This is a genomic window from Photobacterium sp. J15, from assembly GCF_963870815.1.
In the GTDB taxonomy this organism is placed as follows: Bacteria; Pseudomonadota; Gammaproteobacteria; order Enterobacterales; family Vibrionaceae; genus Photobacterium; species Photobacterium marinum.
In genome coordinates, this window is the sequence record NZ_CAWMUI010000003.1 from 110,457 (window position 1) to 124,416 (window position 13,960).

Genomic DNA, 13,960 nt, shown 5'->3' on the forward strand with positions numbered 1-13,960 from the left:
CAATAGTGATGTTTAATATATTACTTGACATGAGTAAGTTAAGAACAGCCTCAAGAAACATAAGTTTAGAGAAGCTACAACTTGGGGTAAATAAACTAAAGATAATTGTTGAAGAAAAACAACTTGAAGCAGATAGAAAGTCAAAATACTCTGAAAAATTAAAAAACATTTATCAGTCATTAATAGATGAGGGTATGACTGATGAAGATATTGATAACATTTTAAATACCAATATAAGAAAAAAACGAAAGAAACGCCCACCCAAATATAAGTACACTGACTTTAACGGTAATATAAAAACTTGGACAGGACAAGGAAGGACCCCTTCTCCAATTCAGTTACAGCTGATTAAAGGGGTTCCGTTATCTGATTTTGAAATTTAATAGCGACATAGAAATAAAGCCTTTATGTATAGGTGTATTCATCCGTAGGGACATTAACCCAATCGCCCTTTCGAACATCTAACCAATACATCAAAAGCTAACAAACAAGAATAATTTCAAAACAACTGTGGGTCTTAAGCTAAAACTTAAGACCTCCCCTTAAAGAACAAAATTCAGCAAAGTTTTCGAAATGCCCACCTCATTTTAAGGGAACTTCATCAGTAGTATCACAGTCTCTTCCCCGGTATGATCGAGTGAACAGCCACAATTCATGATACTCCGATGATCATCAATAAAATCATGAAGTTCTGTTTAGATAAGGATAATCAGAATAGTCCTTGCATTGCACTTGCACAATTACGTGAGATATATCACTGTTCAGACCAGGCGGCGACACCAATACCCCCCAATAGCGCTGACATATAAAAACCTTTATAAACAGTTATTTGAAATTGATTAATCACTCTAAATTATTTCATCTCCGTTACAAGTCATTTCTCTCATAAAATTCAGCCCAACCAGCGAAGAATCAAGCACTTGTGTCTCCTGATTTCATTCAGTACTATCCGCACCCCATGAACAATGCATCTTCCCTTTGGGTATTTATCTTGAGTACCTTGGGCTCACCATGTTCATAAATCATCAATAATAAAAGACACAACATTAGGATTGTAATGAAGTATAAGACTCGATTGTTCTTTCTTTTATCGGCATTATTACTACTCGGCTGTAATGCAGAAGAAAAAACAGAGAACACTGTTATAGTCGAAGCTAGCGACGGCCATACAGATAACAAAAAAAACATAGACGAAAACAACGACAAGCCTGTAGAAACACAAGTTAGCGGTGAAAACACAGAAACCATCGAAGTTATTAATCAAACAAACAAGCCAGCAATAAACCCTGAAAAAAGCGGTACTACAGAAGATAATGGATTAACTATTAAAGACACCTCAACTGGAGGTATTGAAAAAGCACAGATAGTGGAGAATAAAAACATTATAAAACCTGAAGCCTTCAATTTACACACTATTGAAGCAAGTGCCCATAATGTTAAAAGCTTTACGTTTGAATGGAGCACAAGTAAAAATGCCACTTCTTATCAGGTGTGCTTAGAAAATACTAGTTACCTTAACAATTGCCAACCATTGGGCAACACTGTCGATGTTACTGAAACGAATATTCACTTAGACACCCTGCTAAATAGTCAACTCACCTTTTTTGTTATGGCTGAAAATGATGATGCGCAGGTCACTAGTAACCGCCTCACGTTAAGTCGATCCTCGCTTATCGCCGCCACCGGGTACTTGAAAGCCTCGAATACGGATGCGGAGGATCACTTCGGATATGCGGTTTCATTAAGTGCCGATGGCAATACTTTGGCAGTCAGTGCCCCTCATGAGGATTCCAATTCACAAGGGATCAACGGTTACCAAGACAATGGCAATGCCTATTCAGCATTGACGCTCGAAAATACTGGTGCCGTTTATGTATTTACCCGCTCAAATGGAGTCTGGACCCAAGACGCCTACATTAAACCTTCATATTTTGGAGACGCCCAGCTCTTTGGTTACGCCTTAAGCTTAAGTGCCGACGGTCAAACCTTGGCAGTATCGGCATTTAACGAGGATTCAGATGCAAAGGGCATCGATGGCGAACAAGAGAACTTCAACGCCAGAGAATCCGGTGCTGTCTATGTCTTCACTAAAGGAACTACCGAATCGCGTCACCGATATACAAAATCACCAAGCTTATGGCGTCAACAAGCCTATATCAAAGCATCTAACACAGATCGAGGGGACCATTTTGGTACATCGCTATCATTAAGCGGTGACGGAAAAACATTGGCTGTCGGCGCAAGAAATGAAGATTCCAGTGATGGCGGGATCAATGGTGACCAAGATAATAACAGGGCGCTAGGTTCAGGCGCGGTGTATGTCTTTACATACAACGGAATGAACTGGGCCCAACAGGCATACATCAAAGCTAACAAGCCTCATGGTAATGATGCGTTTGGCATTTCCACCTCATTAAGCTTCGATGGCAATACATTAGCAGTAGGCGCCAACGGTGACGATTCATCGGCTGATGGAATCAATAATACCTCTAGGTTTTATACAGACCAACGCTCCGGGGCTGTCTATGTATTCATTCGCACAGACGATCAATGGAATCAGCAGGCCTATATTAAGAGCTCATTTTCAAACTATGGTGACGAATTTGGTACATCCGTTTCGTTAAATGCCGATGGCAATACCCTTGCCGTTGGCGCCCCATCTCAAGATTCAGCAACCAAAGGTATCAATCCTGTAGAGTGGCCTTTTGATGCCGATGATTCAGGTGCGGTATATGTTTTCACCAGAACTCTTGGAGAATGGTCACAACAGGCCTTTATTAAAGCTTCTAATACAAACTCATTTGATGAATTTGGCTCTAGCATATCTTTAAGTCAGGATGGTAATACCCTTGCGGTGGGGGCATTTAAAGAAGATTCCATCGCTAAGGGGATTGATGGCTACCAACACAATAATAGTGCCGCCTATTCTGGCGCTGTCTATCTTTTCACCCGAGTAGAGGGGGCATGGATACAACAGAGTTATATCAAAGCGCCCAATAGTACACGAGAAGATCGCTTTGGCTATTCACTGTCACTCAGCGCAAACGGACATGATTTAGCAGTCGGCGCACGAGGTGAAGACTCAGCATCGACAGGATTCAACGGGGATCAAACGAATAATCGCGCAGCAAATTCAGGCGCTGTCTATCTATTCTAACTTATATCAGCAAACAGAAGCACAAGGCAGCATTGACCGCCTTGTGCTTAATTTCACGGTGAAACAACAACCTTTTGGGCATTTAGTAACTTCTTAGCGACAAAAAGATCTTGGATCGCAATACCAGAACTATCGAATACCGTAATATCTTCAGGTGACACCCTACCGGGTGAGCGCCCCGTTATCACAGCACCTATCTCTCTTATTTCCGTGTTACTGGTATGCTGGTACTCGCCAATTACAACCGACTGAGAGTGATAATCGCAAAAGAGTTTGGCTCGCGGGTAAATTTCAACAGGTAATTCCTGTTTACCATTTTTATCCGCCCCCATGGCTGATATATGCGTACCAGGTTTAACCCAATGCGATTGAAATAATGGCGCTTTAGCCGCTGTCGCCGTCACGATTATATCAGCTTGTTCACACCCGTACTGAGCAGACCCAGCAACAACCGGGATCCCCTGAACTATCAACCTAGTAATAAATTGGTCTCGCCTGGCTTCATCTCGGCCGACGATGATCACCCTGGAAAGCTTGCGGACAGTAGCGATAGCTAAAACTTCATATTCAGCTTGATGGCCAGTACCGAATACAGTTAAAACACTCGCATCAGGACGGGCCAGGTAATCGACAGCAACTGCATCAGCAGCGGCTGTACGATAGGCATTAACTTTACTTGCTGCGACCGTAGCGACAAGCTCCCCAGTCTCAGGGCTCAGCAAAAAGATGGTTGTCCCGTGACATGGGATACCGCGATCGTGATTGCCTGGCCAATAAGTTCCTGTTTTCCAGCCAACCAACGTAGCTGTTGACGCTGATTTTATTGAAAACATAGAGTCACTTTGCGGCCCTGATGCATTGACGACAGGAAAGATTGTTGCCTCATCGCTACTTGCGGCAATGAATGCCTCTTTTACCGCCTGATAAGCCAGTTGGTGAGAAATTAGCGCGCAGGTTTGCGCTTCGTTCAGACAAATCATATTACCATCCCTGAATTCTGGTCCAAATATCATAAGATTGCGCTTGGGTATCAAACACGTGATAGTGTTGATGCATTGATGCTGTTGCACAGGCGTGATTGGGTAAGATATGTAATCGACAGCCAATCGGAAACGCATCGAAGTTAATACTGCAACCATTCATAGCAGTAATAATGCCATGCTCTTGATTCACAGAGGTCACTTGCAAATGCTCAACCAACTCTCCATTTGATAGGGTTACCAGACCAAACCCACAATCTTTAGGCTGGTGAGCTGTTCCGCGATCGGCTGAGAGTGCCATCCATCCGGCATCAATTAACAGCCAGCCCCTTTCTGTATTGTGACCGATCACCGTTGTGACAATGCTGGCGGCAATATCATCGATCTTGCAAGAACCCGTCCCCGCCATGACCAAATCAAAAAAACAGTACGCTCCGGCCCTTACTTCCGTAATGCCATTAAGGTTGTGATAACTATGTGCTGTTGGTGTAGAACCGATACTCACCATATTGCAAGAAATACCAGCAGAACGTATTCGCTGAGCCGCATCCAGTGTTGTTCTCACTTCGTTATCGGCGGCACGACGAAGCGACACGGGATCATAACAATGGTAAGACTCACCCGCATGTGCCAAAACCCCCTCAAGTTCCACAGTCCCTTGGTGCAATAATTGAGCAATTTCAATCAGGTCCGGACTATCCGGGGTAAGCCCGCCCCTATGACCATCACAATCAATTTCTATCAGTGCGGAAATGGTACACTGATTGAGTAGGCAAAAGCGGGTAAGAAACCTTGCTTGCTCTTTGCTATCTAACAAGACTCGAACCGCAATCCCCCTGCCAATAAGATCACGCAGCCGTGGAAGTTTGTTCTCGCAGATCCCTACCGCATAAATGATGTTGCTATAACCTTCACTGGCGAGCAGCTCCGCTTCTTTTACAGTAGAAACTGTGATTGGGGCCGTTTTATCTGGTAATAAATACGGCAATGCATGGAGGGACTTTACCGTTTTAAAGTGTGGTCTTAACTCTGTCCCGAAAGACTCAACGCTATGACGTAACCGCGTTAAGTTATTAATAAACTTCTGTTTATCAACAAACAAGAAAGGCGTATCCAACTGATTGTAACAACTAAAAAAAGCGGGATATGGCTGTGTACTCATAATTTATTCTGACCCTGATACATCAACACGATAAGTTTTTATGGTTGCCCGTTTATGGCAAACCATTGGTTGATGATCAGTATCCAAAAATGTTGTTTTACTTTACATTAATAATAATTAAGACACAGATTAAGTTAGAACCTAATGCTTACCACTGAAGATCTCCGGTTCATAATGACAATAGCCAATCACCGGACATTAGCCGGTGCCGCGAGAGCATTAAATATTACTCCTCCCTCTGTCACTCTGCGGCTGCAGCATATTGAACGAAAACTATCGATTAAGCTTATCCAGCGTCCGTCTCGCATCGTGTGTTTAACCGAGGAGGGACAGTTGCTTCTTGATAAGGGAATCCCCATCCTTCAAGGACTTGATGAATTGCAGGAGCAACTGGATGAAAGAAAAGAGCTAGTGTGCGGAAAGCTAAGAGTACTTGCTCCTTTAGGGTTTGGTAATGACTATATCGCCCCCTTGCTTGGGAAGTACAAACGGCAGCATCCTCAGTTAGATATTGAACTTGAATTGTCAGATACTCCCAATTGGTCCAATCATCATAAATGGGACATCATCATCTATATCGGTGCATTAAATGACTCAACATTAAAAATGATCACTTTGGCTGATAATCAACGATTTATATGCGCCTCACCTGACTATATCCATGAGAGAGGTGTCCCTAAGTCACCACGAGACCTCGTAAATCACAGTTGTATAGCCCTGCGAGAAAATAATGAAGATGTCACATTATGGCCATTTACGCCGGAAGGAAGCACTAAAGAGGAGGTGATTCGGATCCCCCCAACACTAGCGAGTAATGAAGGTCGGGTGATCAAAGATTGGGCTCTGGCCGGACTAGGAATAATTATGCGTTCTGAATGGGATGTTCAACCCCAACTTGATAGTGGTGAACTGGTCAGATTATTACCAAACTTCTCCTTACCAAATGCCAACATCGTTGCGCTATTAAGCAGCCCTGAAAAAGAACGAACCGCAAGGATTTCTGGTTTTATCTCGTTATTGAAAAAGCGCTTATCACCAGTTCCCTGGAAAAAATAAAAAAGAAGAGCGTCCCACCAGCGGTGGCAGTATGCACAGATTAAATCTCTGGGCTACATTTTATAGAACTTGAATAGTATGCAGGAGAAATTAGCATGAAGCATAGTCCATGGGTCTGCTTGACTCTTTTAATCATGTCATCCTTTGTATTTGCAGCGCCTTCCTCACCCTCACCGATTGCAAAAAATATTGTTCAGAATGCTAAAAAAGAATGCGCTCAATTCGAAAATGGTCAATTCGAAACAACAAAGCATGCCATCACACGGCATGATTTGACCGGGGACGGTCACCCAGAGGAGATTATCGACGCAGGCCAGTTTGCCTGTTCGACATCTGTTTCCATGTGGGGTGGCTCTGGAGGAACAATGTTGTGGGTGATCGTTAATGGAAAAGCCTACGAGTTTTTAGCGAACCGATGGAAAATTGTTGATTTTGATAATCAGCAAATACTATTACTGGCGGTTCACCCCTCTGAATGCAGCGATTCAATTGGACCATGTTACCGTGCATTGGTTTGGAGTGATGGTTTCATAACCACACAATAATATAGCGCTTAATATCCGATTAAAAGACAACTCATGTGTTCACTTAAATAGACATCAAGCCATTAGCTTGATGCTTGTTTATTCCAAACTCCACTGAATCAAGATAAAACAACATTTAATTTCGCCCCCTCTGAACGACTTAGGCAAACCGTAAATAAAATATATATAATTCATAGATCTAAGCTGAAAAACCAATATCACCAACAATAAAAATAATTTGAAATGTTAATTTATAAAACGTAAAAACAGCCTTGCCTAATAATGATAACTGTACCAGTCAACCATTGCTGAGACTGGACGTCAAGGATGGTTGTCAGCAGTCAAAGAGGCCACAAAAGATCATTGAATATACCTACCCATAAATACGGTCATCTTAAGCCACTTAGATAAATGTTTGCCTAATAGTAATTCATAGAATTGTATAGCCACTCACAAATATTGAGAAATGAAAGAGTAATATATTAATAGTGAAAGTTACTCAACATTATCTTTTTATAAAATAAAACATAGTGAACAAAATGAAGAAGAAATATACTGCCTTAGTGCTTTCAGCACTTATTGCTAGCCCCTTTGCATTTTCAATGAATATAGCAACAGCAATGGATACGGACATTCATGCTTCAAACTATGAAAACCAACCATTCCATTGGCAAATGAAGCACTGGTTAATCAATGATTTTAAATCTAGTGATTATGGTGATGTAATCCGGGTGACATCACCTTTTTATTCCAATGATAAAATAAAATTCCCATTTTCAAGCGGCAGCAATTATCAAACCGTCCCTGACTTCTATGAAGAAGACGGCTGGGAAATGTTAGACTATAACCTCGGTTTCAATAAACAAACTGGCCAGGCAAAGGAAACCAAAGATTATAGTTACCCCTATGTGTTACTGTATAATCGTGCCCGCGCTGTCGCTAGAATAATAGCGTATATTAACCACCCCCCCTACACTTACAACAGTGTTGAACTGACTCTAACCACACAGTCTACAGTACCATTTACCCGTAACAGACCCTATAACTTATTCGGTACTTTCAAACCCGCAGGACTTGATTCCCCACAGCAATTTGCCAGTAGTGGTTCAACCATTTCACCGCTCTATGCGCATGATGCCGGGCAATTTGTTTATGGCGATATTCCAATTACCTTTGATCCTTGTGCAACTTTAAACCCGCTCAATCTAGTCCTGAACATCAACATGGTTCAAAGTGGTGAAATCCAATTAGGGGGCAGATCTTTTGCTAGTGCAACCCCAGTTATTGCCAGTGGTCAGTATGCCGAGCCGGATTTTCTGGCCTCTTACCTCAAAGACGGCCAGCAACTGGATGTCGATGCACTGGGGGTGCTGACATACCGCAACTATGGACAGCTAGCCCAAACAATGCAAACCCATCGCTTTGCTAAAGCCGTTTACAAAACAGAGGGCAACGAACAACTTAATAACGTAATCAATGGACTGAAAGCTGGGTTTACCATCGTCGGTAAAGGGGCAGAAATGGTTGGCGTCCCCCTCGCATCAACGATTCTAGGAAAAGCATCAGAAGGACTGGGGTATATTGATGTCGCTCCCAAGAAAGTGCTGGATGGATTTGAACTGCCAGACGAATCAAGCTATATCAGCGTTGGCGAGCTGGCATTAAAAGGCAACGCAAAAGTTATCTCCTCAGTCCGTCCACTCTACACCGACTTTCCAAATAGCTTGGATACACCCAAAGGATCTTTTTCCTTGAAGTCAGTCCCTGAGGCAGAATACATCCCAAGAGCTAACGTTATGGCAAAAGAGTTTTCCTATCTCACCGATAACGGCTATACCCTAAAAGGAGCTATGTTTTGGGGAAACAGGGGCCCAAAACTCAACTTTACAAAGAAACAATTGGTCGCTTTTGTTCCCAAAGGAGCGCGTAGCAAAGGAATTGAGATCCTGGTTGGTCTAGAAGCCAGAACAGAGCGTACCTCCATTGCCGACGGCATGGCCAAATACTCTAATCAACCAAAAAAAATCTGTGATTATTTCTATTGCTCGGAACAAAAAGGCGAACAGCGGGAGATCATCAGCAGCAAAATGGTACCAATAGATCAATGGGAAGACACCTTTGGCCGCAATACCGTCAACTTCTCACTACCGAGCTTAATTGGTAGCAGTAACGTCGACTACCGCAACATCAAGCTGTATCTCAAAGTCATGCGTGTACCCACGCATTTGCTGGAAAAATACGATGGCGACATAACGCAACTTGACCGTGAAACGCTTTCAAGCAGCATAACCTTACAAACCTACCCAATAAAACTCACCAAATACGCACTTTCCAACACCTCCAGCAAGGTAAAAGGTCACAATGGCGGGTTTGAGATGGTGGCAGACGGCGAAGTCGGTGCAAACCTGAGACATACCCCCATCTCGGATGAATCCACATATAGCTACTATCAAGGAGACAAAACCTACCAGGTCGAAGTGACAGCAGAAGCACAAGTCTCCGATGTCTGCTCAGTACGCCAGTAAATAAGTTTAAAGGGTAAAGGGACCATCTCCCACTTTCACCCAGCCATACTAAGCAGATTGTTCTCAACACAGCTCCATCATATGAAAAAGCCTCTCATTACCTGAGGGGCTTTTGAGCACACACAACGGATAGCAACATGCTAGAAGCTAAGTTAACCACCCTCCAAATATTGGCCAAACTGCGCTAAAAACACCGACACGTCTTCCACACTGGATTCACTATCATAATCAGGCTGTCGGCAATAATCGGAACGAATTATTCCACGCGCAGCTAGAATTTGTTTTTCCACTTTGATGATATATTCACAATGACTCATCCAACGTTGGATAAACGTCAGTAACTGTTTATGCAATTGCCGGGCTTGAGCTTTCTCTCCCTGTTCAAACAGTCGGTAAATAGCAACATATACCTCAGTAAAAGAACAACCGGGCATCACGCCATGGCCGCCAGCCTCAAGCATGTCCAACATGTAAAGTCCGGCATAACCATTGAGCACGACGGCATCAGGTTTAGCGGCAAGTAACGCCTGGGTATACTCAACAGGTGGATTACATCTTGGCTTTAGACAAAAGAAAGATATGCCGCGGATCAAAGCTAAGTAGCAAGATAAAGAAAATAGACAAGTAACTAGTGATTAATGAGGACATCATCAAAACAAGACTTCACGTATCTATAGTCAACTGCACATAATCCAATATACGAACAGCTTGCTCTTTTTTACACGGTGAAGACCGTAATGGTACAAACAGACAAACAGACAAACAGACAAACAGTATGAATCCAATATACGAACATCGATCACACTTTTACACGGTGAAGGGCGTTTACGTCCCCTCAAACAAAATACCAAACCACACTATTTTTTACACCGCGAAGACCATCAAAAAAGATAACTGACTGATTTAATAAGGTTTACCGCCTCAAGGGTAAGCATCTATTCAGTTAATCGTTAAAAAATAGATTTTTATCTTTGATAAAGGTGTTCACACCCAACTATCGTTTGTCGATTAGATATCAGCGCTCACACCCAACTATCGTTTGTCGATTAGATATCAGCGCTCACTTCCAGCTATCGTTTGTCGATTAGATATCAGCGCTCACTTCCAGCTATCGTTTGTCGATTAGATAACAGCGCTCACACCCAACTATCGTTTGTCGATTAGATATCAGTGCTCACACCCAACTATCGTTTGTCGATTAGATATCAGTGCTCACACCCAACTATCGTTTGTCGATTAGATATCAGTGTTCACACCCAACTATCGTTTGTCGATTAGATATCAGTGTTCACACCCAACTATCGTTTGTCGATTAGATATCAGCGCTCACACCCAACTATCGTTTGTCGATTAGATAACAGCACTCACTTCCAGCTATCGTTTGTCGATTAGATATCAACGTTCACACCCAACTATCGTTTGTCGATTAGATATCAGCGTTCACTTCTAGCTATCGTTTGTCGATTAGATAACAGCGTTCACTTCCAGCTATCGTTTGTCGATTAGATAACAGCGTTCACTTCCAGCTATCGTTTGTCGACTAGATAACAGCGTTCAATACCGACTATCCTTTTTCGATTAGATAATCGTACTTACTAAACGAGGTCATAAATAGCTATAACTTGGAATTTACTCCCCTTAGATTATTAATCTATTTGATTAATTCCCTAAACAAATCAGATAGTTAATTACTTAAGCCATAGCTCTGCATACAAAATAATCAATTACTAATATACAAAACAGTATGGCGTTTTTACACGACGAAAGACTTTTTCTCAAAATTCAACTAAAAAATAATCTAGTGATCAAAAAAATAGCGCCTAAGTGAACCAACAAATCCATAAACCCCATCTTTAAACTTTTTTATTGCAACATCCTGTGGATAACCTGTGAGAGGCTATCGTTTGTCTATTAGCAATCCTTCGTCCGTTTACTTGCTTTTTTTCGTTTGTATATCAGCCATCTATCGTTTGTATTTTGGTTATTTATCGTTGGTCTATTTGATCTTCAACGTTTGTCGTTTTAAAGCCAATTAACATAAGGCACTGAAAATAATAAACAAATTAGACTTATCCCAATGTGTATATAAAAGATCATAAGATCAAGAAATAAAGAAAAAGGAAGATAAAGATTATTTTAAGAGAGATCTTAAGGAGTTAGGCAAACGATCCAAAAAATAAGAAAAGATCTTTTTTGTTTTTTAGAAAAGACATATACTCCCTAAACCACAACTTTTTTACACCACGAGCGATGATTACTGTCACGACAAAAACGCCAAACGATGGAAACTTGTTTACGTATCAACAACCGTTTGAGTTTAGGATTCAAGATTTTGCAGAAAGCGGTGTTTTAAGTGACAAAGAACTAATGTTCATCGAAGCCATCATTAATGGTCAACACTTTAAGGATGAAGCAAATCTTACTTCGATCAAGAAGATCAAAGAACTATTACCTACCCCTTTTTCTGATCGTCAAGTTGCTTACAGTATCTCCAAATTGAAGGAGAAGGAAATCCTTAAAGACATGGATTTCCAGTTTGTCAGTGCATCAAAACGACGCATCAGTATGTTCTCTTTGAATGCTTACAGTGCCCGTCATATGGTTGAAGATATCAACCAGACTCATTTGGTCAAAGCCAATATTAGTCGAGGCCAAAAAAATAGAAAACAAACACAAAAAAAACTTAAAGACTTGGGCTTTAACGAGTCACCAAACCCAGAGTCTACACAGGTTGTACGCCATCAAACTAGCTATCCATTTGAGCAACTGCTGGCCTTTACAAAGCAAAATGTCAAACAACTTGCAGGTTATGTAAACATCAAGGATGAAGAGGGTAAATTACACAAATGTCCTGCTCAGGTTAAGTCAACCTCACGCATTGTCAATCAAGACGATCTACAAAATTATTACACCATGATATCCCTGACTTATGGCTACCACCAACATTATCGGGATCTTTATCTTCGTGAGTGTAAACGGCCAGAAAATGAAACCCCAATAACGATCAACGAGATTTTGAGAGTTAGGGGGATGTCTCGGTCTAAACCTAATTACGAAAAAATTCGTACCAGTATCAACGCCCTTAGGGACAGCCATTACGATTTCAATGCACTGAAAGAAGTGAACATTAATAATGAACTGCATGAAATGTTCGCAACTGAGCGCTATCGGATTTTGGATGCAACACCTGTTTCATGCCATTCAGCTTCTATTGTAGATAATGAACTAGAGGATAATGCAACGGCCTACATCGTTCGCTGGCCACAACACTTTTTCGATAAACTTATTTTTGGCAAAACACCTTATGTTTTCCCTAAGGCTAGCTTGGCGGTCGATGGAACTTTGTTCATTCTGTATCTATTTTGTCGAAATTCAATTAAAGAGAGCCACACTCAGCAAAAAACGTATTCATTGGATTTGAAGACATTACACACACGTATAGCGCGTCAAGTTTCTTACAATCAGTTTACAGCTGATTTAAAGCGCAGTTGTAAACACCGGAAAACCAAAGAATTGTGTAATGTTGAAATCGCAAAAACAGGGAATAAAGCCGAGCTGATTCGTATGAATTTGTTTGGTTACAAGATCGTGATCGATTTCTATGAGGATATGATTTCGATTCATCTTGATAAGGAGAGTTGGAAAGCTGCGCTTGAGTTAAGTAGCCATACGCAAGATGCACCAACGATTTATAATCCTATGAGTGAATTGGCTGATAGTAAATTCTTTGAGATGTCAGTGGCTAAGCCTGTTGTTGATGAGAAAGTGGTGAATCCTGAACCTGTTGCACGTATTCGCTCTGTCGATGGTATTAATATCACGCGTCGTAAGTACGTTACCATTGTTCGTCTGTCGAAGATGGTCAGTATCTCTATGACGCATTATAACAATGACAGTGATTGCCTTGAGTTGGCTGAGTTGGTGACCGTTAAAAATAAAAGTGCGGTCTCTCACAGCAAGGTGCTTGCTTATTTGAAGCAGGTAAGAAAAGAAACACCACCACTTGAACAAGATAACGTGATTATTCAACAGCAAACGATTGATGCCCTGTCTGATGCTTTGTATCAGATCACTGATAATTGGGTTTTAGGCGATGTCATCGCGTTTTTCACTCGACGCAAAGCTGAACGTAAATTGCTTGCTGATTATCAGACGGATGGTAATGAAGATGCTTTAGATATCTTGGCCCATGATATTGTCAGGGCGGTAAGTAAATAATACGTTAATTGATTTATGCGGGCCTTGCTCTGGTACTATATTGGAGCAACCGCCATCCTACCCTTTTGATGGTTTTGAAATACCTAGATTTTTCCATTCTTCTCCTCATCGGTTAAGGGGAGAAAGATTACTTTTTGTCTCATTGTGATAGGTCGTCGATATTTCTATCTTTTTTAATTAAAAACTTTAAATTTCATTATCTTACTGTGTTTTTGGTGATGTTTATGAGAATGAGGCAAGCCCCTTCTTACTGAAGATAACATGGTTGCATCGACTCATGTTATGAGTCATATGATATGCATGCTCATACTTGCTCTGTGAATAGCTATAAATAATAA

At 41.4% G+C, this 13,960-nt stretch carries 9 protein-coding genes; 6 read left to right on the forward strand and 3 right to left on the reverse strand.

Annotation, left to right across the window (positions count from 1 at the left end):
- The first annotated feature begins 8 nt into the window (after nucleotides 1-8).
- Both AACQ93_RS25380 and AACQ93_RS25385 read left to right on the forward strand, forming a co-directional pair.
- Nucleotides 9-383, forward strand: coding sequence for an H-NS family nucleoid-associated regulatory protein (locus tag AACQ93_RS25380; protein ID WP_064609917.1), 375 nt, complete (start codon nucleotides 9-11; stop codon nucleotides 381-383).
- Nucleotides 384-1,057: 674 nt separating this feature from the next.
- Nucleotides 1,058-3,157, forward strand: coding sequence for an FG-GAP repeat protein (locus AACQ93_RS25385; RefSeq protein WP_084419536.1), 2,100 nt, complete (start codon nucleotides 1,058-1,060; stop codon nucleotides 3,155-3,157).
- A 53-nt stretch (nucleotides 3,158-3,210) separates the two neighbouring features.
- Here the strand turns inward: AACQ93_RS25385 and AACQ93_RS25390 are convergent, their stop codons facing one another.
- Both AACQ93_RS25390 and AACQ93_RS25395 read right to left on the reverse strand, forming a co-directional pair.
- Nucleotides 3,211-4,137, reverse strand: coding sequence for an ornithine cyclodeaminase family protein (locus AACQ93_RS25390; RefSeq protein ID WP_064609919.1), 927 nt, complete (start codon nucleotides 4,135-4,137; stop codon nucleotides 3,211-3,213).
- A gap of 1 nt (nucleotide 4,138) precedes the next feature.
- Entirely contained in the window at nucleotides 4,139-5,299 is a 1,161-nt protein-coding gene (locus AACQ93_RS25395) for an alanine racemase (protein WP_007471246.1), read from the reverse strand.
- 144 nt (nucleotides 5,300-5,443) lie between these two features.
- Here AACQ93_RS25395 and AACQ93_RS25400 point away from each other — a divergent pair, with 144 nt between their 5' ends.
- The 3 genes from AACQ93_RS25400 (at nucleotide 5,444) to AACQ93_RS25410 (ending at nucleotide 9,404) form a co-directional block, all read left to right on the forward strand.
- Nucleotides 5,444-6,355, forward strand: a complete 912-nt coding sequence (locus tag AACQ93_RS25400; RefSeq protein ID WP_007471248.1) for a LysR substrate-binding domain-containing protein — start codon at nucleotides 5,444-5,446, stop codon at nucleotides 6,353-6,355.
- Nucleotides 6,356-6,450: 95 nt separating this feature from the next.
- Nucleotides 6,451-6,900, forward strand: a complete 450-nt coding sequence (locus AACQ93_RS25405; RefSeq protein ID WP_064609920.1) for a hypothetical protein — start codon at nucleotides 6,451-6,453, stop codon at nucleotides 6,898-6,900.
- A gap of 518 nt (nucleotides 6,901-7,418) precedes the next feature.
- Entirely contained in the window at nucleotides 7,419-9,404 is a 1,986-nt protein-coding gene (locus tag AACQ93_RS25410) for a hypothetical protein (RefSeq protein ID WP_064609923.1), read from the forward strand.
- A gap of 152 nt (nucleotides 9,405-9,556) precedes the next feature.
- Here the strand turns inward: AACQ93_RS25410 and AACQ93_RS25415 are convergent, their stop codons facing one another.
- The gene (locus AACQ93_RS25415) at nucleotides 9,557-9,997 is read right to left on the reverse strand and encodes a dihydrodipicolinate synthase family protein (protein ID WP_084419538.1); all 441 of its coding nucleotides are present in this window, start codon (nucleotides 9,995-9,997) and stop codon (nucleotides 9,557-9,559) included.
- 1,657 nt (nucleotides 9,998-11,654) lie between these two features.
- Here AACQ93_RS25415 and AACQ93_RS25420 point away from each other — a divergent pair.
- Complete coding sequence (locus AACQ93_RS25420) at nucleotides 11,655-13,622, forward strand: replication initiator protein RctB domain-containing protein (protein ID WP_157097674.1); 1,968 nt, start codon at nucleotides 11,655-11,657, stop codon at nucleotides 13,620-13,622.
- Nucleotides 13,623-13,960: the final 338 nt, after the last annotated feature.